This window comes from Burkholderia sp. MSMB0856 (genome assembly GCF_001524645.2).
Lineage (GTDB): Bacteria > Pseudomonadota > Gammaproteobacteria > Burkholderiales > Burkholderiaceae > Burkholderia > Burkholderia diffusa.
The window spans coordinates 1,412,778-1,434,822 of the sequence record NZ_CP013428.1 but is presented as its reverse complement, the minus strand read 5'-3'; the positions used below and the strand labels follow the sequence as shown (position 1 = coordinate 1,434,822).

The 22,045-nt window shown below is 68.0% G+C and carries 18 protein-coding genes; 8 read left to right on the top strand and 10 right to left on the bottom strand.

Features of this window, described 5'->3' with window-relative positions; translation table 11 throughout:
- Positions 1 to 28: 28 nt before the first annotated feature.
- Complete coding sequence (locus WS87_RS23955; protein ID WP_059819231.1) at positions 29 to 1,234, bottom strand: Shedu immune nuclease family protein; 1,206 nt, start codon at positions 1,232 to 1,234, stop codon at positions 29 to 31.
- 289 nt (positions 1,235 to 1,523) lie between these two features.
- Between WS87_RS23955 and WS87_RS23950 the strand changes: the two genes are divergently transcribed.
- Together WS87_RS23950 and WS87_RS23945 are read left to right on the top strand one after the other, a co-directional pair.
- Entirely contained in the window at positions 1,524 to 2,252 is a 729-nt protein-coding gene (locus WS87_RS23950; protein WP_059819230.1) for a hypothetical protein, read from the top strand.
- Positions 2,253 to 2,530: 278 nt separating this feature from the next.
- Positions 2,531 to 3,742 (top strand): MFS transporter, encoded by a 1,212-nt coding sequence (locus WS87_RS23945; RefSeq protein WP_059819229.1) that lies wholly within the window; start codon positions 2,531 to 2,533, stop codon positions 3,740 to 3,742.
- A 123-nt stretch (positions 3,743 to 3,865) separates the two neighbouring features.
- Here the strand turns inward: WS87_RS23945 and WS87_RS23940 are convergent, their stop codons facing one another.
- The 7 genes from WS87_RS23940 to cobA form a co-directional block, all read right to left on the bottom strand.
- The gene (locus WS87_RS23940; protein ID WP_059819228.1) at positions 3,866 to 4,564 is read right to left on the bottom strand and encodes a fumarylacetoacetate hydrolase family protein; all 699 of its coding nucleotides are present in this window, start codon (positions 4,562 to 4,564) and stop codon (positions 3,866 to 3,868) included.
- Between the two features lie 129 nt (positions 4,565 to 4,693).
- The gene (locus WS87_RS23935; protein ID WP_059819227.1) at positions 4,694 to 5,635 is read right to left on the bottom strand and encodes a helix-turn-helix transcriptional regulator; all 942 of its coding nucleotides are present in this window, start codon (positions 5,633 to 5,635) and stop codon (positions 4,694 to 4,696) included.
- 126 nt (positions 5,636 to 5,761) lie between these two features.
- A complete protein-coding gene (locus tag WS87_RS23930; protein ID WP_059819226.1) occupies positions 5,762 to 6,547 on the bottom strand; it encodes a YkgJ family cysteine cluster protein in 786 nt (261 codons plus the stop codon).
- A 32-nt stretch (positions 6,548 to 6,579) separates the two neighbouring features.
- Positions 6,580 to 7,179, bottom strand: coding sequence for a uracil-DNA glycosylase family protein (locus WS87_RS23925; protein ID WP_059819225.1), 600 nt, complete (start codon positions 7,177 to 7,179; stop codon positions 6,580 to 6,582).
- A gap of 137 nt (positions 7,180 to 7,316) precedes the next feature.
- Positions 7,317 to 8,360: a CmpA/NrtA family ABC transporter substrate-binding protein gene (locus WS87_RS23920; protein ID WP_059819675.1), complete on the bottom strand. Its 1,044-nt coding sequence runs from the start codon at positions 8,358 to 8,360 to the stop codon at positions 7,317 to 7,319.
- A gap of 5 nt (positions 8,361 to 8,365) precedes the next feature.
- The gene (locus WS87_RS23915) at positions 8,366 to 8,962 is read right to left on the bottom strand and encodes an ANTAR domain-containing response regulator (protein WP_059537542.1); all 597 of its coding nucleotides are present in this window, start codon (positions 8,960 to 8,962) and stop codon (positions 8,366 to 8,368) included.
- A 171-nt stretch (positions 8,963 to 9,133) separates the two neighbouring features.
- Positions 9,134 to 9,895 (bottom strand): uroporphyrinogen-III C-methyltransferase, encoded by a 762-nt coding sequence (cobA, locus tag WS87_RS23910; RefSeq protein WP_059819674.1) that lies wholly within the window; start codon positions 9,893 to 9,895, stop codon positions 9,134 to 9,136.
- A 666-nt stretch (positions 9,896 to 10,561) separates the two neighbouring features.
- On the opposite strand from cobA, the gene WS87_RS23900 reads away from it, so the two are divergent.
- From WS87_RS23900 to WS87_RS23885, 4 genes are read left to right on the top strand one after another with little or no spacing between them, the layout of a single operon-like run.
- Positions 10,562 to 11,887, top strand: a complete 1,326-nt coding sequence (locus WS87_RS23900; protein WP_059537546.1) for an MFS transporter — start codon at positions 10,562 to 10,564, stop codon at positions 11,885 to 11,887.
- Between the two features lie 21 nt (positions 11,888 to 11,908).
- Positions 11,909 to 14,482 carry a nitrite reductase large subunit NirB gene (gene nirB, locus WS87_RS23895; RefSeq protein WP_059819224.1) on the top strand — a complete coding sequence of 858 codons (2,574 nt, stop codon included), beginning with the start codon at positions 11,909 to 11,911 and terminating at the stop codon, positions 14,480 to 14,482.
- Between the two features lie 38 nt (positions 14,483 to 14,520).
- Positions 14,521 to 14,868 (top strand): nitrite reductase small subunit NirD, encoded by a 348-nt coding sequence (nirD, locus tag WS87_RS23890; RefSeq protein WP_059697731.1) that lies wholly within the window; start codon positions 14,521 to 14,523, stop codon positions 14,866 to 14,868.
- A 17-nt stretch (positions 14,869 to 14,885) separates the two neighbouring features.
- Positions 14,886 to 19,076: a bifunctional nitrate reductase/sulfite reductase flavoprotein subunit alpha gene (locus WS87_RS23885; protein WP_059819223.1), complete on the top strand. Its 4,191-nt coding sequence runs from the start codon at positions 14,886 to 14,888 to the stop codon at positions 19,074 to 19,076.
- Positions 19,077 to 19,221: 145 nt separating this feature from the next.
- On the opposite strand, the gene WS87_RS23880 is transcribed toward WS87_RS23885, so the two are convergent.
- Together WS87_RS23880 and WS87_RS23875 are read right to left on the bottom strand one after the other, a co-directional pair.
- The gene (locus WS87_RS23880; RefSeq protein WP_059819222.1) at positions 19,222 to 19,998 is read right to left on the bottom strand and encodes an SDR family oxidoreductase; all 777 of its coding nucleotides are present in this window, start codon (positions 19,996 to 19,998) and stop codon (positions 19,222 to 19,224) included.
- Positions 19,999 to 20,002: 4 nt separating this feature from the next.
- Entirely contained in the window at positions 20,003 to 20,440 is a 438-nt protein-coding gene (locus WS87_RS23875) for a GlcG/HbpS family heme-binding protein (protein ID WP_059819221.1), read from the bottom strand.
- A gap of 97 nt (positions 20,441 to 20,537) precedes the next feature.
- On the opposite strand from WS87_RS23875, the gene WS87_RS23870 reads away from it, so the two are divergent.
- Positions 20,538 to 21,446 carry a LysR family transcriptional regulator gene (locus tag WS87_RS23870; RefSeq protein ID WP_082750683.1) on the top strand — a complete coding sequence of 303 codons (909 nt, stop codon included), beginning with the start codon at positions 20,538 to 20,540 and terminating at the stop codon, positions 21,444 to 21,446.
- Between the two features lie 71 nt (positions 21,447 to 21,517).
- Entirely contained in the window at positions 21,518 to 21,952 is a 435-nt protein-coding gene (locus WS87_RS23865; protein ID WP_059819219.1) for a hypothetical protein, read from the top strand.
- The last annotated feature ends 93 nt before the right edge of the window (positions 21,953 to 22,045 follow it).

The following is a 22,045-nucleotide window of genomic DNA, read 5'->3' as shown; positions in this document are numbered from 1 at the left end:
GTATGGAGGTAGGGGTGACGGTCCGTGGTCAGGTTCGGTTTTCTGTGTCGTCTGTCGGCGTTTCACCTGATGTACGCTCGGCCTCCGATTGAACGATAAAGCTGCACCTTTCGAACAGCTCATCAAAGGTCAGTATGTCGATGGAAGAAATGCTATTTCGGTAAAGTTCGAAGGACCGGAGTTTATCCCTGTTCACGCCGCGCTCCGTGACGAATTCATTGAGAGAACCGACAACGACGAAGGCTCGTGGTTTGAAGTTGAAAACCTCTTCGCCCGTGGGGACGCCGAGTGCGTCGGTCGGTTGGATGTATTCGCTCAGACTCCTCATCGCGGATGCGACGGTGGTTTGAACTTGCGCGACCGCACCTGAGAGCTCCTTCGACGGAGCCCAGCACCCCGAACGATACTGTGTGGAATCGAGTAGCTTTGTCGTGTGTGTCTTGATCTCTACGAAACAGAGCGAACTGACGATGCCTTTCGTTTTCATCAGGCCGTCGGCTCGCTTTCCACGGTTGATCAAATCGTGCCCTTCTACGACTTGCTCCAATTTTTTATTATCAAATCCGGTGACGAAGAAATAGCTAAGACCATAGCCGAATATCCATCGATTCCGTTCAAAAAAGGCCTGCCATAGTGCTTCATCCCCCTTCACGCCTTTAGCCGCCTTCACTTGGTCGAAGTAGGTCGGCTCGTTCAGTAACCTTGCAAAGGTGGCAACTTGCCTCTTGCGATAGCCAAGAGCAACCACATCTTCTTTTGTAATCGCCTGCCGAACGACCTCTGAGAAGATGGCTTGGTTATCCTGAACTAAGCTGGCAGCTTGCTCCCTCGATAAGACAAGGCGGCTCAGTTCAGTATCAGTGAGATTTATCTTGTCTTGCGACTCAAATTCGACGGATGCAATGTTCTCAAAGAAAGCAAGCAGTTTCGGAATCTCATCGCCAACAAATGAGAAATGAGTTTTATGTGGCGTACCTGTCTGGCCATTGAAAGCTTGAATTGTCAGAACGCGCAAGTCTCTTGTGGATTCCAGGAACTTCGCGACGATCTCGGTGCGACCTTTCTCGGTGCGTCGCAGCACGATTTCCTTTTTCACTGTTGCGTAGTGCAGCCCGTCCGAGTCAATCACCTTTGAGGCAATCCGCACTGCCTCATGTGCATCGATATAAATCCGCGGACTTATGTAGGTTTTTCCGGGCAACTTGTTATGATGAATCTTCTCTTCGTCGTCCATCGTGCCCCCAGGGTTTCTTTGTAGCAAATCGAACCTGCGTCGCCAACTCCGAAGATACGGCCAAAGACGGCTACAGTTTCGGCTCGGCTGCCGACATATTGTATTTATAGGTGAACTCTTCCGGAAAATGCGAGCGGGTAGCGGGTGGAGGCCTCTGCGGCTGGAAGGGCTGCAACACTCCAGAACCTGTCGAATGGCCGTTTGTAGAATGCCGCCGCCCGCCGCATGGGGGCCACGGAGTAGACTTCCACCACTTCCCTATTTGGCGCGTCGGACATAGAGGCGAAACATGAGGATCACACAGTGGGTTCACCTCAGCGAGATGCACTACGATCCGTGGGTGCTGCCTATCTATACCGCATGGCACCGAGCTGTGCAGGAGACGCGCACGACAGACAAGGTGACTTTGATCACCGATAAAGGAATGCCAATTACTGAGGTAGGCCTGCATATCAGCACTCGACTAACGCTGCTTCCCTATATTGGCCACCGCCTCGGCCAAGATCTAGCCGCGCTGTGGAGTGCCGTGGCAGCAAACTTGACCGTAGACCACATAAACACACCGGACAAGGAAGCCTTCGCGTTAGCGATCGACAACGATCGGAAGTATCTTGTAATCGCAGACCTACACGCAATGCTATTCGAGCTCAACGCATGCATTGACGCAATGAAAGACTTCATGCACGCGGTGCACAAGCATGTTGGCCAGCCCATCACGGACAAGCAGCGCATCAGGATAATTAATTCGTGGATGCAAGTAAAAGGAATCGACGACGGTTGGTTCAGTCGACTCGACAGCGCACGGAATTTCGTAGCACATCAGGGTGCGTTCTATCTGGCATTTGATACATCCGCACCACAGTGGGACCTGTTGATGGTCAAGCGGGACACGAAGGTGTTTAACGACCCCAAGACCTATGTTCGGTTCTCCGATGTAGAGAAGATCATGGCGGGGTTCTCCGCGTGCCGGATGGCAATGCAGGCCCATCTCGTCTCACTCCTGGATCACGCGACTTGACGGGTCGCTTTGCCTACCCAGCTTGCAGACCTTTTGCCGATCGATGACGACGGTTTCGCCGCGCCTTCTCTATCCCGCGGCACTTCGATTGTTACAACGGGCGACCAGTTGATGGGAACCAGTCTTCCCAATGGCGCTTACTCGTCACGGACTGGTGGTCACCATATGGAGCAGTGGATGTCGCATGAAGGCCGACAAGCAACACCCACGAAAATCCACGAAGAACGTTCATTTTCCATTGCACACGGCCTGCGGCGGCGTGTGCGGAGGGCATCTGCTTGCAACCGAACCTGCCGATAGCTTCCAAACGGACCCCGCCACGACACGCGACGCTAATCCTGCTATGCGCGTTCTCCGTGCTGCCGTTGAGCCTGTTCCTGCCATCCCTACCGGCAATCGCGCGCGACCTCCGCGCCGACTATGCGCTAGTCACACTCTCGCTCGGCGGCTACGCAGCAGTCGCCGCCTCGCTCGAGTTCGTAATGGGACCGCTATCCGACCGCTTCGGGCGGCGCCCGATCATGCTGACGAGCCTTGGCGTCTTCACGCTCGGATCGCTGGGCTGCGCGATGGCGATCGATATCCACGTGTTCCTCGCGTGTCGGCTAATGCAAGCGATGATCACGTCGGTCTATCCGGTGTCCATGGCGACGTTGCGCGACACAGCCAGCGGTTCACGCGCGGCGAGCCGCATCGGCTATGCGGCGATGGCGGCCGCATTCGCGCCGATGATCGGACCGACGCTCGGCGGCGTGCTCGATCAGACGCTCGGTTGGCGCGCCAGCTTCTGGTTGCTTGGTGCGACAGGCATCGCGCTGTTCGGCTGGTGCATGTTCGATCTAGCGGAAACCCATGCGGCCCGCGCCACGACGCTCGCCCAGCAGCTTCGCGCGTATCCCGCGCTGCTCCGAGCGCGCCGCTTCTGGGCCTATGCGCTTTGCATGGCGTTTTCGACCGGCGCGTTCTACGCGTTCCTGGCCGGCGCGCCGCTCGCCGCGCAGGCCGTGTTCCGCATCCCGCCGGCGGAAATCGGCTTCTACATGGGGGCGATCACGGCCGGCTTCGTGTGTGGCAGTTTTCTGGCAGCGCGTCACGCGCATCGCTATCCGCTCGCCACGACGATTCTGTGTGGGCGCATGGTCGCGTGCATGGGGCCGGCGATCGGGATCGCGCTGTTTTTCGGAGGGGCGACGCACGCGATCGCATGGTTCGGGCCGTGCGTGCTGATCGGCATCGGCAACGGGCTATCGAATCCGGGCGCGCATGCGGGTGCGATGTCGGTGCGGCCGGAACTGGCCGGTAGCGCATCGGGGCTGGCCGGGGCGATGACGATCGCGGGCGGGGCGGCGCTATCGTCGCTGACGGGCGCTGTGCTGACCGTCGGGAACGCCGGTCATGCGCCGCTGGTCATGATGCTACTGTCCGCGGCGATCGCGCTGGCGGCCGCGGTGTGCATACGAATTTTCGACGCACGCGAACGGGGTGCGTAATCGATGTGACCCGCACGGGGCATGCCGATTCGCCGCGATGCGATCGCCACCCGGATCGGCAGGGAGCGACACGACGCGACGGCCGTCGGACGAACGCCACGTCACATGCCCCCGTACGCTGCGTTACGGCTTCGCCCCCATCACGAACTCGAACGTCGCGACGCCGTCGACGCCACCCGTCACGCGGTCGCCCGGCTGCAGCGCGCCGACGCCGGCCGGCGTGCCGGTGAAGATCAGGTCGCCGGCCTTCAGTTCGACCGAGCGCGACACGTACGCGATCACGTCCGGCACGGCCCAGATCATGTCGGCGAGATCGCCTTGCTGGCGCGTTTCGCCGTTGACCGCGAGCCAGATCCGGCCGCTGGCCGGATGGCCGGTCGCGGTCGCCGCGCGCAGCGCAGCCACGGGGCCGGACGCATCGAAGCCCTTCGCCCAGTCCCACGGCCGGCTCAGCTTTTTCGCCTCGGCCTGCAGGTCGCGGCGCGTGAGGTCGACGCCGACGCCGTAACCCCACACATGCGACAGCGCCTCGGCCGGGGCGATCGACCGGCCGTCCTTGCCGATCGCGACGACCAGCTCAATTTCGTGATGGAGGTCGCCGGTCAGCGGCGGATACGGGACGGTGCCGGCGGCCGGGACGATCGCGTCGGCCGGTTTCGTGAAGAAGAACGGCGGTTCGCGGTCGGGATCGGCGCCCATTTCGCGCGCGTGGTCGGCGTAGTTGCGGCCGACGCAGAACACGCGGCGCACCGGAAAGCGCGCGGACGACTGTTCGACTTCGACGGAAGGACGCTCGGAAGCGTCGATGACGTATGCGGACATCGGATGGCCTCGTTCGATGGAAAGACGGATGCCGTCGCCCGCGCAATCCACCACGGGCCGGCATGCATGGAACGATACCCGACGCATGCGCGCCCGGATGCGACGCAACTGCGCTTTAACCGGACAAATCTACGCGTCGCCGGCCAACGTCCCTTCGTCGGCGGCCGGCAGCGCGGCGTTCGCGTCGCGGTACGCCTTCGGCGACACGCCGACCCGCGCGCGGAAGCGCCGCGCGAAATACCCTTCGTCCCGGAAACCGACGGAACGCGCGATGTCGGCGATGCGCCGGCTCGTATGCGCGAGCAGCGATTGCGCGAGCGCGATCCGGCGCTCGGTCACGAGATCGGTGAAGGTGCTGCCGGTTTCCTTGCGCACCAGGTGCGCGAGGTAGTTCGGCGACAGGAAGGCGGCCTCGGCGGTGGCCGTGAGCGTCAGGTCCTCGCGGGTCAGGTTCGCGCGCACGTGGCGCAGCACGCGCGCGAGCGCGTCGCGCCGGCCCGCGCGCTGGGCGCCGCGCTGCGCGAGCTTGTCGAGCGCGCCCGCGTACTGCGTGCAGACGAGACCGATCAGCTGCAGCAAGTAGCCGCGCAGCAACGTGGTCGAGCCGAAGGTGCGCACGCGGTCGGCATCGAGCATGCACAGCGCGAGGCGGCGCGCCTCGTCGAAGGCGTCGCCGGTCAGGATGAAGTCGAGATGTTCCTGGAAGCGGAACGGCGTCAGCTCAGGAAAGCGGTGCGCGGGCACGTCCTCGAGATCGAGCGGATCGACGTCGAGATCGGCGCGCAGGAACGCCTGGCTGAAGTTGATCACGATGAAGTGAGCGCCTTCCGGATGCGGAATCAGGTGCTCGCGGTGCGGCAGCACGAACGCGAGCGCGCCGCGCGGAAACGGCCGCGTGACGCCGCCGATCCGCTGTTCGGTGTCGCCGCCGAGGTTGAACTGGATCTGGAAATACGCGTGCCGATGCGGCTCGGTGATCGCCTGGCGCGACGCCTGGTCGCGGATGTAGAAATCGAGCCGGTCGCTGCGTTCGGGCATCCCGTACAGGCGCGGCGGGGCGGTGGAGGGCATGAAGGATTCTGCTGTTCGTGACGCGGTTGAGCCGCGATGGTACAGCGAACCGGGCGCGGCCGGAATCCGCGGGCGCGATCCGCACCGGCCGGCCGGGCGGCGCGCACCCGCCCGGCGACGAGCCAATCAGGCGGCCGGATGAAAGCCCAGGTAGCGGCAGCGCGTGCCGGCCTCGTCAGATGCGGCAAGCCGGCTGGATGCGCCGACCGAACGGAGCGTGTCGGCCGTCGCGCTGCGATTCGTGAGCAGCGTCCATGTCGTCGGGGTGGCCTCGGCGGCGGCGGTCGCGCGCGCATCGTCGAGCATGCTCAGCGCGGCCAGCAGCAGGTCGGCGGGCGGCGCATGAATTGCGAAGCCTTCGTTCGCGACGGCTGCCGCGTCGATGCCGAGCGCCGCGCACAGGCGCGCGCGCAGCGGCGTCTCGGCCGTGCTTGCTTCCCGCGCGCGCACGATGTTCTCGCGCGTGAGCGCGTCGACGATCGTGCCGCCGCGGGTGAGCGGCGCGTGCTGCCACGCGTCGGACGGGCACTGCTTGCCGTCCGGCACCAGCGGCACGAACGGATTGACCTCGGCCGGGTAGATCCGGCACACCAGCGGCCGTTCTTCGTAGATGCCGCAGCGCAAATCGTCGAGCAGGTTCGGGCATGGCCCGGCATGGGACGCGGTGAGCAGGGTCGTGACGCGTACCGGCAGCGTGCCGCTGAGCGCGGGCGACGAACGTGCGCGCTTGTACGCGGCGAACGCGTCGTCGGCGGCCGGTTCGACGAGCCATGGCATGGCGTCGCACAACAGTTCCACGTGGCCGCCGCGCCGCAGCCAGGCGGTGGCCTCGGCGACGGTCAGCGGAATGCGCAGGTCGTGGCAGCAACGGCCGCAGCCGGTGCATGAAAAGTCGATGTCGTTCTGATTCATTTCGGTAGGGAGCGGGGCACGGCCGGCATGCGTCAGCCGGCGATCAGCGGCGCGACGCGCCGGCGCAGCTCGGGCACGATCTCGGCGTCGAACCACGGATGATGTTTGAACCACGCCTGGTTGCGCGGCGACGGATGCGGCAGCGGCAGCACGCCGGGGCCGTAGTCGTGCCACGCGTGCACGGTATCGGTCAGCGTCGCCTTGCGTGTGTCGCGCAGGAAATGCCGCTGCGCGTACTGGCCGATCAGCAGCGTCAGCCGGATCGACGGCAATCCGGCGAGCAGCCGGTCGAGCCACAGTCGCGCGCATTCGGGGCGCGGCGGGTTGTCGCCGCTCGCACCGCGGCCCGGGTAGCAGAAGCCCATCGGCACGATCGCGAAGCGTGTCTCGTCGTAGAACGTGTCGGGTTCGACGCCGAGCCAGTCACGCAGCCGCTTGCCGCTCGCATCGTCCCACGGGATGCCGCTCGCGTGGACGCGGGCGCCGGGCGCCTGCCCGACGATCAGGATGCGGGCGTCGCGATGGGCGCGCACGACGGGGCGCGGGCCGAGCGGGAGGTCGGCTTCGCAGGCGCGGCACGCGCGGATTTCTGTGAGCAGCACGTCGAGCGGCGTGCGCGTTCGTTTCGGCATCGATTCTGAACGGGGACGGAGTGGCGGCACGAATGCGGGTGTCCATGCGGCGCGGCGGACCGGCGCATCGCGTCAGGCGTTCCGCAGGGCACGGCATGGCGCTGCGCTGCGCGGCGGCTCGGCAGCCCGTGTCGGGATCACCTGTCCGCCGCATCGCCCTCGGCGACCGCAGCATCATACAACGCCGTTTGCGCGATTGCCGCGGCGATCGCCGCGTCGTCGTGCGTGCCGTCGAGCATGCCCCAGCGCCGGTATTGCAGCAAGAACCAGCGGCCTTCCTGCGGATCCGGCCGGTTCACGGCGCCGCCGTCGTGGAAGCGGATCGGCAGCGGCGGCTGCGCGAACGGCCCCGCGCCGTAGTCGCCGAGCAGGCGCGGCGCGATCAGCCGGGCCGGCACGCCGAGCGCGTCGGGCGACGCGAGCCAGTCGGCCGCGTCGCGACGGTGCGCAGGGTTGTCGAGCCATGCGCACGCATCGACGAGCGTGCGGATCAGCGCACGCGCGGTGGCCGGATACAGCGCGACGAAATCGCGCCGGGCCGCGAGCACTTTCTCCGGATGATCGGGCCAGATCTCGCTGGTGACGGCGACGGTCCGGCCCGCGCCGCAGGCTTCGGCCACGGCGTGCCATGGCTCGCCTGCGCAGAAGCCGTCGAGTTCGCCGCTCGCGAGCGCCGCGACCATCTCGGGCGGCGGGATCACGACGCTGCGCACGTCGCGCAGCGGATCGACACCGTGCGACGCGAGCCAGTGGTTCAGCCACATCGCATGCGTGCCGGTCGGGAAGGTCTGCGCGAGCAGCGGCTTGCGGCCGAGCGTCGCGAGCGCCGCGCGGACGTCGCCGCTTGCGCGGTACGCGTCGGCGAGGCCGCGGGCGAACGTGATCGCCTGGCCGTTGCGGTTCAGCACCATCAATGCGGCCATGTCGGCCTGCGGGCCGCCGATGCCGACCTGCAGCCCGCACACGAGCCCGTACAGCGCGTGGGCGGCGTCGAGTTCGCCGGTCAGCAGCTTGTCGCGCACGGCGGCCCAGGAGGGCTGGCGGCACAGCTCCAGCGTCAGGCCGTGGCGCGCGCCGAGATTCAGGTGCTGCGCGACGATCAGCGGGGCGGCGTCGCTGAGCGCGACGAACCCGAGACGAAGATGCGCGCGTTCCGGCGCGGCGGGAGGCGAAGGTTTCATGGCATTCATGACGGGTGGGTCGCATCGAGCAGTTGGCGCGCGACGTCGACGATGCGCTGGCCCTGATCCATCGCGCGCTTGCGCAGCAACGCATACGCGTCGTGCTCGGACAGCCTGCGCTGATCCATCAGCAGGCGCTTCGCGCGATCGATCAGCTTGCGTTCGGCGAGTTCGCGCTCGACGTCGGCGAGCCGGCGGCGCAATGCATCGTCGTGCGAGAAGCGCGCGAGCGCGACTTCGAGGATCGGCGCGAGGCGCTCGGCCGACAAGCCTTCGACGAGATACGCGCTGACGCCGGCGCCGACCGCCGCGTGAATCAGCGCCTGGTCGGCATCGTGGCTGAACATCAGCACGGGGCGCGGCGCGGTCGCGTGCATCACGGCGAGTTGCTCGAGCGTGTCGCGCGACGGCGAATCGGTATCGATGATCACGACGTCGGGGCGCTGCTCCTCGACGGCGGCGGGCAGGCGCGCGGGCGTCGCGACGTCGTTGAGCATCTCGTAGCCGAGGCGCGCGAGCGCGTCGCCGAGTTCGCCGATCGGCTTGTCGGTGTCGGTGACGAGCAGCACGCGCAGGCGTGCGGGCGGGACGGACGAACTCATGACGCGAACGGGGACGGACGAGCTTCGGTGCAACGGTTGAACGGCGGTCGCGGGGCGCGGACGGAAGCCGATGTGCTCGGAACCTCGCGCATGCATCCCCGGCGGCCGCCGCGAACGCGGCCGCGGTGAGCGGAACGGGTATGCGGACGGTGCCGCGTGACGTGACCCATGCTACGCCGCTCGAGACAGGATTGCCTCGCCGGCGGCATCGGTGCACTGCACGGCGGCTTCGCCGATCGCCGCGCCGACGAGCATCACGGCCGGGCTGCCGAGCCCGGCTGCCGCGACGCCGCGCGCGAGGCCGCCGAGCGTGCCGCTCCAGCGGCGCTCGTGCGACGTGCCAGCCCATTGCACGGCGGCGGCCGGCGTCGACGAGGGCAAGGCGGCGAGCAGGCCCGCCGCGATGCTGTCGACGCGGCTCATGCCCATGTAGATCGCGAGCGTGGTGCCGGTCGCCGCGAGCGTCGCCCAGTCGGGTTCGCCGTGGTCCTGGCGGTGTGCGGTGACGAACGTGACGCCCTGGCAGTGCTCGCGGTGCGTGAGCGAGACGCCGAGGCTCGCGGCGGCCGCGAAGCCTGACGAGATGCCGTTGACGATGTCCACCGGAATCCCGGCGGCGCGCAGCGTCGCGAGTTCCTCGCCGGCGCGGCCGAACAGCAGCGCGTCGCCGCCCTTGACGCGCACGACGTGCGCGCCGCGCAGCGCATGGCGGCGCATCAGTTTTTCGATGAATGCCTGCGGCGTGGAGCGGCAGCCGCCGCGCTTGCCGACACGGATCACGCGCGCGTGCGGCGCGAGTTCGACGATGCCGGGCGCGACGAGATCGTCGAGTAGCAGCACGTCGGCGGCCGCCAGCGCTTTCACGGCCTTCAGCGTGAGGAGATCGGGATCGCCGGGGCCGGCGCCCAGCAGCGTGACTTTTCCAGTCGTCATGTCGTGTTCCATTGCCGCGTGCGTGCGAGCGAGCGGCTGTCGATAACGCGTTGTTGCTTGCGGCGGCGGCGGGCGGTCGAAGCGACCATGGCATCCGGCCGTGCCGCGCACGGGGGGACGTCGTTGTCCTGATCTGCTGCGCCCGCCTGCGATGGCGGGCCGACTTGCGGGGACTGCCCACCGGCGCCGTTGCCGGTGTGTGGAGAGAATTCAGCAATATCCGGGCCAACCTGAGCGAGCGCGGCGACATGCGCGACGCGACGCCCCGCGCGACGGAGGCCGGCACGCATGCGGCCGCGGGGACGCGGCGCACGCGATGCCGCATCGACGTGCATCGCCCCCCGTCATCGCGCACCGCGATGTCGCACGGCGACAGTGCTGCAGCGCACCACATCTGTGCCTGGCTGCATCGCGACGCATCGCGCGCCGCGCACCGCCGCCACGCGTCCGGCGGCCCGCACGCCTTGTGCGACGGGGCCGCCGGTGCGATTCGGGCCGACATGGCATGGCGTTTGCGTAAGCTCGTCCGGGCGGATCAACGGCGATTCGTCCGCAGTACCGATTACCGACGCGCCCGGAAACGGGCTTCATGGGCAACGGCGTCCTACACATCGGGTCTCGACGAGACCAGGTGTGCAGGACGCCGTTTTTCGTTTGGCGGATGACATGACCGACAAAGCTACCCGTATCGATCTCTTCAGCTTCCGCACCGCGCCGATGCGCGCGTTCCACATGACGTGGATGGCGTTCTTCGTATGCTTCTTCGCATGGTTCGCGTGTGCGCCGCTGATGCCGCTGATTGCGCGCGAATTTCACCTCACCGCGGCACAGGTCGCGAACATCAACATCGCCGCGGTGGCCGCGACGATCGCCGTGCGGCTGCTGGTCGGCCCGTTGTGCGACCGCTTCGGCCCGCGCCGCGTGTATGTCGGGCTGCTCGTGCTCGGCGCGATTCCCGTGTTCGCGGTGTCGTTCTCGCACGACTACCTGACGTTCCTGATCTGCCGGCTCGGCATCGGCGCGATCGGCGCGGGCTTCGTGATCACGCAGTACCACACGTCGGTGATGTTCGCGCCGAACGTGGTCGGCACCGCGAACGCGACGACGGCCGGCTGGGGCAACGCGGGCGCGGGCGCGACACAGGCGATGATGCCGCTGCTCGTCGCCGCCGGCCTGATGCTCGGCTTCGGCGACGACGCGTCGTGGCGCATCGCGCTCGTCGTGCCGGGCGTCGCGATGCTCGCGATGGCCTGGGCGTACTGGCGCTTCACGCAGGACTGCCCGCAAGGCGATTTCGTCGCGCTGCGCAAGCAGGGCGTGACGGTCGACAGCGGCAAGAAGGGCGGATGGGCGAGCTTCTTCGCCGCATGCGGCAACTATCGCGTGTGGATGCTGTTCGTCACGTACGGCGCGTGCTTCGGCGTCGAGGTGTTCATCCACAACATCGCGGCGCTGTACTACGTCGATCACTTCAAGCTGTCGCTGAAGGACGCCGGCTTCGCGGTCGGGATGTTCGGGCTGCTCGCGCTGTTTGCCCGCGCGCTCGGCGGCTGGCTGTCCGACAAGATCGCCGCACGCCGCAGCCTCGACGTGCGCGCGGCGCTGCTGTGCGCGCTGATCGTCGGCGAAGGGCTCGGGCTGATCTGGTTCTCGCATGCGCAAGGCATCGGCATGGCGCTCGTCGCGATGCTGACCTTCGGCCTCTTCACGCACATGGCCTGCGGCGCGACCTATGCGCTCGTGCCGTTCATCGACCGCAAGGCGCTCGGCGGTGTCGCGGGGATCGTCGGCGCGGGCGGCAACGTCGGCGCGGTGGCCGCGGCGTTCCTGCTGAAGGGCGTCGGCGACGTGCAGCACACGCTGAGCCTGCTCGGGCTCGCCGTCACCGCGACCGCATTGTGCGCGATGGCCGTGCGCTTCAGCGAAGAACACAAGGCACGCGAGGCCGAGCTGCGCGATCGCGCGCTGGCCGCCGCCAGCGTCGCGAACTGATCGACCGAAGGACACGTCATCATGAAACTCATCGTCATCGGCCACGGGATGGTCGGCCACAAGCTCCTCGAATGCGTCGCCGCGCAAGCCGGCGCGGCGGGCACGCTGCAGGTCACGGTGCTCGGCGAGGAGCCGCGCCCGGCGTACGACCGCGTGCACCTGTCGGAATTCTTCGCGGGCAAGTCGGCGGACGATCTGTCGCTCGTCGAACCCGGCTTCTTCGAGCGTCATCCGCAGTTCGACCTGCGCCTGAACGCCCGGGTCGCGTCGATCGACCGTGCCGCGCACACGGTCACGCTCGCGTCCGGCGAAACGCTCGCGTACGACAAGCTGGTGCTCGCGACGGGCTCGCGTCCGTTCGTGCCGCCGGTGCCGGGCCGCGATCGCGCCGGTTGCTTCGTGTACCGAACGATCGAGGATCTCGAAGCGATGCAGGCGTGCGGCACGCACGCGAAGCGCGGCGTGGTGATCGGCGGCGGGCTGCTCGGCCTCGAATGCGCGAAGGCGTTGCGCGACATGGGGCTCGACACGCACGTCGTCGAATTCGCGCCGCGGCTGATGGCGGTGCAGGTCGACGACGGCGGCGGCCGGATGCTGCGCGCGAAGATCGAGGCGCTCGGCGTGACCGTGCATACGGGCAAGAACACGCTCGAGATCGTCGACGGCGACGAAGGCACGCACCGGATGGCGTTCGCCGACGGCTCGCATCTCGACGCAGACATGATCGTGTTCTCGGCCGGCATCCGCGCACGCGACGAACTGGCGCGTGCGTGCGGTCTGGAAATCGGCCCGCGCGGCGGCGTCGCGATCGACGACGCGTGCCGCACGAGCGACGCCGACATCTACGCGATCGGCGAATGCGCGGCCTGGAACGGGATGGTGTACGGCCTCGTCGCACCGGGCTACGACATGGCGCGCGTGGTCGCGAAGCAGCTCGGCGGCGACCGGGAAGAAGCGTCCGAAGCCGCGTTCGCCGGTGCCGACATGAGCACCAAGCTGAAGCTGATGGGCGTCGACGTCGCGAGCATCGGCGACGCGCACGGCGCGACGGCCGGCAGCCGCACCTACCAGTACGCGGACGAACGCCGCCAGGTCTACAAGAAACTGGTGGTGTCGGACTGCGGCAAGTTCCTGCACGGCGCGGTGATGGTCGGCGATGCGGCCGAATACGGCACGCTGCTGCAGATGATGCTGAACCGCATCGAGCTGCCCGAGTCGCCGGAATTCCTGATCCTGCCGTCGTCGGACGGCGCGGCGAAGCCGGCGATCGGCGTCGACGCGCTGCCGGACGGCGCGCAGATCTGCTCGTGCAACAACGTGTCGAAGTCGCAGATCTGCGCGGCGGTGGCGGATGGCGCGACGAGCCTCGGCGCACTGAAGTCGTGCACGGGCGCGGGCACGTCATGCGGCGGCTGCGTGCCGCTCGTCACGCAGATCATGAAGGCCGAGATGAAGAAGCAGGGTCTCGCGGTCAACAATCATCTGTGCGAGCACTTCCCGCATTCGCGCCAGGAGTTGTTCCACCTGATCCGCGTCGAGCGCATCACGACGTTCGACGAATTGCTCGCGAAGCACGGCCACGGGCTCGGCTGCGACGTGTGCAAGCCGGCGGTGGCGGGCATCCTCGCGTCGTGCTTCAACGAGTTCGTGCTGAAGAAGGAGCATGCGGGGCTGCAGGATTCGAACGACTACTACCTCGCCAACATCCAGCGCGACGGCACGTACTCGGTCGTGCCGCGCATGCCGGGCGGCGAGGTGACGCCGGAAGGGCTGATCGCGGTCGGCCAGGTCGCGAAGAAGTACGGGCTCTACACGAAGATCACGGGCGGCCAGCGCGTCGACCTGTTCGGCGCGCGCGTCGAGCAGCTGCCGTCGATCTGGGAAGAGCTGATCGCGGCCGGCTTCGAGTCGGGGCATGCGTACGGCAAGTCGGTGCGCACCGTGAAGTCGTGTGTCGGTTCGACGTGGTGCCGCTACGGCGTCGACGATTCGGTCGGCCTGGCGATCGACATCGAGAACCGCTACAAGGGTTTGCGCGCACCGCACAAGATCAAGTTCGGCGTGTCGGGCTGCACGCGCGAGTGCGCGGAAGCGCAGGGCAAGGACATCGGCATCATTGCGACCGAGAAGGGCTGGAACCTGTACGTGTGCGGCAACGGCGGGATGAAGCCGCGTCATGCGGAACTGCTCGCGTCCGACCTCGACCGCGCCACGCTGATCCGCTACATCGACCGCTTCCTGATGTTCTACGTGCGCACCGCCGACCGGCTGCAGCGCACCAGCGTGTGGCGCGACAACCTCGAAGGCGGGCTCGACTACCTGACCGACGTCGTCGTGCACGACAAGCTCGGGATCGCGGCCGAACTCGAGGCCGACATGCAGCACGTGGTCGACACCTACGAATGCGAGTGGAAGAAGGCCGTCACCGATCCGGAAACGCGCAAGCGCTTCCGCCACTTCGTGAACAGCGACGCGCCGGATGCGACCATCGCGTTCGTCGAAACGCGCGGCCAGATCCGTCCCGCCACGCCGGACGAGCGCGCGGGCGGCAAGCCCGTTGCGATTCCCGTCGTCGCCGAACCCGCAACCGTCTGACGCTGACCGACAGCAGCGTCTTTTTCAAGGAGCCCATCATGAACGATCGTCTTCCCCTGTCCTGGACCCGCGTGTGCCCGCTCGACGACATCGTGCCGAACACCGGCGTGTGTGCGCTCGTCAACGGCGAGCAGGTCGCCGTGTTTCATGTCGCGCATGCCGAGGAAGGCGGCGTGTTCGCGATCGACAACGTCGATCCGGTGTCGCAGGCAGCGGTGATGTCGCGCGGGCTGATCGGCAGCCTCGGCGAGCGCGTGGTGGTCGCGTCGCCGCTGTACAAGCAGCATTTCGACCTGCGGACCGGCGAATGCCTTGAATCCCCCGAGAAATCGGTGAACGCGTATCCGTCGCGGGTCGAGGACGGTTTCGTGTGGATCGCCGCCTGAGCGCCGACGGAGCACGCATGACCGCCACCCCCGTCAAGAGCGTGTGCCCGTACTGCGGCGTCGGCTGCGGGATGGTGCTGCACGTCGAGGATGACGAAGTCGTCAAGGTGTCCGGCGACTCCGATCATCCGACCAACTTCGGGCGGCTGTGCACGAAGGGCTCGTCGGCGCACGTCGCGTTGCGCCGTTCCGGGCGGCTCGACCGCGCGTTCGTGCGGCGCGCGCGCGAGGACGACCTCGTGCCGCTGCCGGCCCGCGATGCGATCGTCGAGACCGCGCGGCGGCTGCGCGCGGTGCTCGACGCGCACGGGCCCGATGCGTTGTCGTTCTACGTGTCGGGGCAGATGTCGATCGAGGCGCAATACCTCGTGAACAAGCTCGCGAAGGGCTTCGTCTGCACCAACAACATCGAGTCGAATTCGCGCCTGTGCATGGCGAGCGCGAGCACGGGCTACAAGCAGTCGCTCGGTGCGGACGGCCCGCCCGGGTCGTACCAGGATTTCGATCGCGCGAACCTGTTCTTCGTGATCGGCGCGAACATGGCCGACTGCCACCCGATCCTGTTCCTGCGCATGATGGATCGCGTGAAGGCCGGCGCGAAGCTGATCGTCGTCGATCCGCGCCGCACCGGCACCGCCGACAAGGCCGACCTGTTCCTGCAGATCCGGCCCGGCACCGATCTGGCGCTGACCAACGGGTTGTTGCATCTGCTGCACGCGAACGGCCGCACCGATGCCGCGTTCATCGATACGTACACCGAAGGCTGGGACGCGATGCCCGCGTTCCTCGCCGACTACACGCCCGAGCACGTCGCGGCAATCACCGGTCTCGCCGAAGCCGACATCCGCACCGCCGCGCAATGGATCGGCGACGCGCAGGAATGGATGAGCTGCTGGACGATGGGGCTCAACCAGAGCACGCACGGCGTATGGAACACCAACGCGATCTGCAACCTGCATCTCGCGACCGGCACGATCTGCCGCCCGGGCAGCGGGCCGTTCTCGCTGACTGGCCAGCCGAACGCAATGGGCGGGCGCGAGATGGGCTACATGGGTCCCGGCCTGCCGGGCCAGCGCTCGGTGCTGTCCGACGACGACCGGCGCTTCGTCGAAACCCTGTGGCGCGTGCCGGCCGGCACGCTGCGCAAGGACGCCGGCCGCGGCACGGTCGACCTGTTCGAACGACTGGCGGCCGGCGACATCAAGGCGTGCTGGATCGTCTGCACGAATCCGGTCGCGACCGTGCCGAACCGGCAGAACGTGATTGCGGGGCTGCAGGCCGCGGAGCTCGTGATCGCGCAGGACGCGTTCCTCGACACCGAGACCAACCGCTACGCGGACATCCTGCTGCCTGGCGCGCTGTGGGCCGAGGGCGACGGCGTGATGGTCAATTCCGAGCGCAACATGACGCTGATGCGTGCCGCGGTCGCGCCGCCCGGCGACGCGCTGCCGGACTGGCGCATCGTCGCGGAAGTGGCGCGCGCGATGGGCTTCGGCGATGCGTTCGACTATGCGTCGGCGGCCGACGTGTTCGACGAGATCGTGCGGTTTTCGAATCCGGCGACCGGTTACGACCTGCGCGGCGCGAGCCATGCGGCGCTGCGCGATGGCCCGGTGCAATGGCCGGTCGCGCCGGGCACTGCGCGCGAGCGGCACCCGATCCGCTACCTGAACGACGGCGTGAGCCAGACGCCGCGCCCGGCGACCGACGGGCATGACGCGCCGCGTATTGCGTTTCCGACGGCGTCGGGCAAGGCGCGCTTCCTCGCGCGGCCGCACGTCGCGCCGGCCGAACTGCCCGACGACACGTTCCCGATCGTGCTGAACACCGGCCGGCTGCAGCATCAGTGGCACACGATGACGAAGACGGGCAAGGTCGCGATGCTGAACAAGCTCAATCCGCGCCCGTTCGTCGAGCTGCATCCGGACGATGCGAGCGCGCTCGGCATTGCGACGAAGGACAGCGTCGAGATTCGCTCGGCGCGCGGCCGCGCGGTGCTGCCGGCCGTCGTGACCGAGCGCGTGCGACGCGGCAACTGCTTCGCGCCGATGCACTGGAACGACGTGTACGGCGACGACCTGTGCATCAATGCGGTGACGAACGACGCGATCGACCCGGAATCTCAGCAACCCGAACTGAAATATTGCGCGGTCGCGCTGACGCGCTTCGACACGGACGCGTTCGCGTCCGCTGCCGACGACGACACGGCGCGACCCGATGCCTCCGCTGCCGACGCGCGGCCCGCGACCGCGTCGGCGCAGATCACGGCTTCACAGGAATCCGACATGGCAGACCTCGACACTTTCGCGGCGGCGCTCGGCGTGGCCGATCTCGCGCCGCCGCCGCTCTCCGATACGGAGCGCCTGTACGTGGCCGGCCTCGTCAGCGGGCTGAAAGCGAGCGTCGGGCGTCGCGAAGGCGGCGTGCCGGTGCTGCCGGCCGGCGCGCCGCTCGCGCCGCCGGTGCGGTTTTGGCTCGAGGGCATGCTCGCGGGGCTGTTCAGCCGCTCGGTGCCTGCCCACGCATCGGACGGTGCCGCGCCTGTGCTGCCGTCGGAGGCCACCGCGCCCGGCGGCGTGCGGATCGTGCGCACGCGGCCGAAGGTCGTGCTGCTGTGGGCGTCGCAGACGGGCAACATCGAGTCGCTGACCGAAGACTACGCGACGCAGCTGATGAATGCCGGGTTCGAGATCCGCACCGCGTGCATGTCCGACTATCCGGTGGCGTCGCTGGCCGGCGCGCAATACGTGCTGCTGATGACGAGCACGTTCGGAGACGGCGACGCGCCCGACAACGGCAGCGAGTTCTGGGATGCGCTGCAGGCCGGCAGCGCCGCGCGTCTCGACGGCGTGCACTTCGCGGTGCTTGCGTTCGGCGATCGCAATTACGACCAGTTCTGCGGGCACGGCCGCCGGCTCGACGCGCGGCTCGCGGAACTCGGCGCGGCGCGCCTGTGTGCGCGCGTCGATTGCGACGTCGAGTTCCAGCGCGATGCGGACCAGTGGCTCGAACGCGTGGTTGCCCGGATCAAGGAAGCGGATGCCGCGCTGCACGCGGTGCCGTCCGCCGGGGTGAGCGCGTCGGGGCTGCTGCCGACCAAGGCGCATCCGGCGCCGTCGAAGCTCGTCGCGAACCTGCGGCTCAACCGGCCGGGCGCCGCGAAGGACACGCGCTACGTGTCGCTGTCGACCGAAGGCGCGAACCTCGAATACGAAGCCGGCGACGCGCTCGGCGTGTGGCCGACCAACTGCCCGGAGCTGGTCGACGAGCTGCTGTCCGTCACCGCGCTGAAGGCCGATGCGCCCGTGTCGGTCGCGGGCATCGGCGACGTGCGGCTCGGCGATGCGCTCGCGCGCCACTTCGACATCACGCGCCCGCATCCCGACACGCTCGCGTTCATCGCGTCGCGCAGCGCGAACGGCGCGCTGAAGGCGCTGCTCGGCGACGATCGCAAGGCCGACCTGAAGCAATGGTTGTGGGGGCAACAACTCGCGGACGTGCTGCACGAGTTCCCGGTCGATCTGTCGGGTACGGAGCTGGTCGGGATGCTGAAGCGACTCCAGCCGCGCCTGTATTCGATCGCGTCGAGCCCGAGCGCGCACCAGGGCGAGATTCACCTGACCGTGTCGGCCGTGCGCTATCACAATGGCCGGCGCGCGCGCAAAGGCGTCGCGTCGACGTTCCTCGCCGATCGCGCGGACGACGGCCGCGTGCCCGTGTTCGTGCAGAAGTCCGCGCATTTCCGGCCGCCGGTGAACGGCGACGTGCCCGTCGTGATGGTGGGGCCCGGCACCGGCGTCGCCCCGTTCCGCGGCTTCCTGCACGAGCGGCAGGCGCGCGGCGCGCGCGGCCGCAACTGGCTGTTCTTCGGCGAGCAGCATGCGCAGACCGACTTCTACTACGGCGACGAACTGAGCGCGATGCGCGACAGCGGTTTCCTCACGCGGCTCGATCTCGCGTTCTCGCGCGACCAGGCCGACAAGATCTACGTGCAGGACCGCATGCGCGAGCAGGGCGCCGAGCTGTACAAGTGGCTGGAGGAGGGCGCGCACTTCTACGTGTGCGGCGACGCCGCACGCATGGCCAAGGACGTCGATACCGCGCTGAAGGCGGTCGTCGCCGAGCATGGCGGGATGTCGGACGAAGCCGCGAACGACTACGTCGCGCGGCTTTCGAAGGCGCGGCGCTACATGCGGGACGTGTATTGAACGCGGGCGGCGCGAGTTGACGCGGCCGGGCTTGCTTGCCGGCCCGACACGGCGGCCGGCAAGCCGAAACCGCCGGCGGTTCGGGCTGGCGGCATGGCCGTCGAGGGCGGAGGGGGCGTGACTCGCGTGCCGCTGCTGGCCTGCGTTACTGCTGCCGGTCCCACGCGCGAGCCTGCTCGGCGCGCACGAACGTTTCCGACGACTGCGGCAGCAGGTTGCGGAACGCGCCGCCGTCGCTTCCGATCACGTCGACCATCTTCGCGATCATTTCCTCCGGGTCGTGCTGCTCGAGCGGGAAGGTCAGCCGCTCGGGCGTCACGGTGTGGACGGCCGGATCGCGCCAGCGCCGCGGCGTCTCCATCATCCGGTCGTTGAAGCCGGTGCTGTACGGGCCCGGGTTCACGACCGCGACGCGGATGCCGTGCGGCGCCAGCTCCGCGTGCATCGCCTCGGCGACCGATTCGACCGCGTGCTTCGATGCGCAGTAGGCGCCCGTGAACGGCCCCGTGATCAGCCCCGCGATCGACGACACGAACACGAGCTTGCCGTGCCCGCGCGCGAGCATGCCGCGCGCGACCTGCTGCGTGAGTTCGAGCGGCCCGAACACGTTGACGTCGAACAGCTCGCGCACGATCTCGACCGGCAGGTCGACCAGCGCGCCGGCTTCGCCGACGCCCGCGTTGTTCACGAGCACGTCGATGTCGAGTTCGGCCGCGCGGGCGCGATCGTAGGCCGACGTGACGTCGAGCTTCACCGCGCGCAACGCGGTGCCGCGCTGCGCGGCGGCGTCGGTCAGTGCGTCGATCTCGGCGGTCGTGCGGACGCCGGCCGTGACCGCGTGACCGTGTTGCGCGAGCCGCAGCGCGACTTCGCGGCCGAAGCCGGTGCCCGCGCCGGTGATGAGGATGCGTTTCTGTGCCATGTGCTTACCTCGAGGTGGGAAAGGTTGCGTGAAAGCGATCGCGGCAGTGCCGGGCGATCGCGTCGTCCTGCTCGACGCTGCCGCCCGATACGCCGATCGCGCCGACGCAGCGCCCGCTGCCGTCGACGAGCGGTTCGCCGCCGCCGAACGTGACGAGCCCGCCGTGGCTGTGCTCGATCCCGCGCAGCGGGCCGTCGCCGGACATCGCGCCGAGCGCGGCGGTCGATGCGCGGAAGCGGATCGCCGTCAGCGCCTTGCGCTGGGCAAGGTCGATCGCGCCGAGAAAGCAGTCGTCGGTGCGCACGAACGCGAGCAGGTTCGCGCCGGCGTCGACGATCGCGATCGACACGCCGGCGACCTGCAGCGACGCGGCCTGCGCGAGCGCGGATTCGATCGTCTGCCGGACGACGGCGAGCGGCAGTGCGGGGCGGTGCGGATCCATTCGATGCTCCTGTGAGGGACGGCCGGGCCAGTGTAGGCAGTTCCGGTATATGGGAGAATCCGTATTCCGCTCGAAGGAGTTTCAAGTTTTTTTAATGATGAGCAGGCGCGATCCAATGGCCGGGCTGCACGTTTTCATGAGTGTCGCGACGGCCGGCAACTTCACGCGCGCGGCCGCCGCGCTGGGCCTGACGCCCGCCGCCGTCAGTCTCGCGGTCGGGCAGCTCGAGGGCGAGCTGAACGTGAAACTGTTCAATCGCAGCACGCGCGGCGTGAGCCTGACGGAGGCTGGCCAGCACTACCTGCAGCAGACGGAGCCCGCATACCGGCAGGTCATGCAGGCGCGCGACGCGCTGAAGGAGGTGCGCAGCGAGCCCGGCGGGCTGTTGCGCGTCACCGCGCTGCCGTTGGCGCGCACACGCGTGATTGCCCCGGTTCTTGCCGCGTTCCGCGCGCGCTATCCGAAGGTCCGGCTCGAAATTCGCTACGAGAACGAACTGGTCGATATCGCGAAGGACGGCTTCGACGCGGGGATTCGTCTTGCCGACCGGCTCCAGCCCGGCATGATCGGCGTGCGCATCGCGCCCGCGCTCACCTGCGCGCTGGTTGCATCGCCCGACTATCTCGCGCGGCACGGCACGCCCGCGTCGATCGCCGATCTGGAACGGCATGCGTGCATCCGTTTCCGGTTTTCGGAGAGCGGGCGCCTGCACAAGTGGCTGCTGCACGACGGCCGCCGCGACGTCGATCTCGATCCGGAAGGCGTGTTCGTGACGAATGATGCGGATGCGGTGATCGATGCCGCGCGCGAGGGCGTCGGCATCGCGTTCGCGTTCATGCGCGAGCGCATCGACGCGGACCTGCGCGACGGCACGCTCGTCGAGGTGCTGCCGGGCGCGTGCCGGACGCTGCCGCCGATGTGGCTCTATTACGTGAATCGCAAGCACGTGCCGGCCAAGCTGCGCGCGTTCATCGACGTGCTGCGCGAACGGGCCGGCACCGACTAGCGCGCACGCTGCAGCGACGCGCGGGACGGCGCATGATGACGGCGTCATCCATGCAGCCACGGAGTCGCGTCATGACGGCACGCCGGAATCACCCGCTTCGAACCCTTGCGATCGTCGCATCGCTGGCCGCGGCCGCACTCTGCGGCGCGCCAGCAGCCGGGCAGACGTCGACGGTACCGGCCGGCACGGCCGCCGCGACGCCCGACAACGCGGTGCTCTTGACGGTCTTCCTGAAGCACGACCAGTCGCGCCCGCTCGCCGAGCTGAACGCCCAGCTCGCGAAACAGGGGTTCTACAAGGCGTTTCCGCCGCCGGGCGCCGAGGTGGTGAGCTGGACGGTGACGATGGGGATCGGGCAGATCGTCGTGCTGCGGTTGCCGGCGTCGCGGGTGCGGGAGGTCAATCGCGTGCTCGAGGACACGGCCTGGGGCGCGTACCGGACGGAGTTCTATCCGACCTACGACTACAAGGCGATCGGCCTCGCGGCGCACGAGCGGGCGAAGTGACGAAGGGCGCGGCGCGACGATCCGTCCCTCTTCGCTGAAACCCGCGCCCGGTCGCGGTTTTGCCCTCGCTCGCCCGGCCGGGCCGGAGAATTT

What these genes read in the sequence shown, in the direction of transcription:
- WS87_RS23940 (WP_059819228.1), bottom strand. Translation starts at nt 4,564, where the DNA reads ATGTCCGCATACGTCATCGACGCTTCCGAGCGTCCTTCCGTCGAAGTC.
- WS87_RS23950 (WP_059819230.1), top strand. Translation starts at nt 1,524, where the DNA reads ATGAGGATCACACAGTGGGTTCACCTCAGCGAGATGCACTACGATCCG.
- cobA (WP_059819674.1), bottom strand. Translation starts at nt 9,895, where the DNA reads ATGACGACTGGAAAAGTCACGCTGCTGGGCGCCGGCCCCGGCGATCCC.
- WS87_RS23870 (WP_082750683.1), top strand. Translation starts at nt 20,538, where the DNA reads ATGAGCAGGCGCGATCCAATGGCCGGGCTGCACGTTTTCATGAGTGTC.
- WS87_RS23955 (WP_059819231.1), bottom strand. Translation starts at nt 1,234, where the DNA reads ATGGACGACGAAGAGAAGATTCATCATAACAAGTTGCCCGGAAAAACC.
- WS87_RS23920 (WP_059819675.1), bottom strand. Translation starts at nt 8,360, where the DNA reads ATGAAACCTTCGCCTCCCGCCGCGCCGGAACGCGCGCATCTTCGTCTC.
- WS87_RS23915 (WP_059537542.1), bottom strand. Translation starts at nt 8,962, where the DNA reads ATGAGTTCGTCCGTCCCGCCCGCACGCCTGCGCGTGCTGCTCGTCACC.
- WS87_RS23900 (WP_059537546.1), top strand. Translation starts at nt 10,562, where the DNA reads ATGACCGACAAAGCTACCCGTATCGATCTCTTCAGCTTCCGCACCGCG.
- WS87_RS23925 (WP_059819225.1), bottom strand. Translation starts at nt 7,179, where the DNA reads ATGCCGAAACGAACGCGCACGCCGCTCGACGTGCTGCTCACAGAAATC.
- WS87_RS23930 (WP_059819226.1), bottom strand. Translation starts at nt 6,547, where the DNA reads ATGAATCAGAACGACATCGACTTTTCATGCACCGGCTGCGGCCGTTGC.
- WS87_RS23885 (WP_059819223.1), top strand. Translation starts at nt 14,886, where the DNA reads ATGACCGCCACCCCCGTCAAGAGCGTGTGCCCGTACTGCGGCGTCGGC.
- WS87_RS23880 (WP_059819222.1), bottom strand. Translation starts at nt 19,998, where the DNA reads ATGGCACAGAAACGCATCCTCATCACCGGCGCGGGCACCGGCTTCGGC.
- nirB (WP_059819224.1), top strand. Translation starts at nt 11,909, where the DNA reads ATGAAACTCATCGTCATCGGCCACGGGATGGTCGGCCACAAGCTCCTC.
- nirD (WP_059697731.1), top strand. Translation starts at nt 14,521, where the DNA reads ATGAACGATCGTCTTCCCCTGTCCTGGACCCGCGTGTGCCCGCTCGAC.
- WS87_RS23935 (WP_059819227.1), bottom strand. Translation starts at nt 5,635, where the DNA reads ATGCCCTCCACCGCCCCGCCGCGCCTGTACGGGATGCCCGAACGCAGC.
- WS87_RS23875 (WP_059819221.1), bottom strand. Translation starts at nt 20,440, where the DNA reads ATGGATCCGCACCGCCCCGCACTGCCGCTCGCCGTCGTCCGGCAGACG.
- WS87_RS23865 (WP_059819219.1), top strand. Translation starts at nt 21,518, where the DNA reads ATGACGGCACGCCGGAATCACCCGCTTCGAACCCTTGCGATCGTCGCA.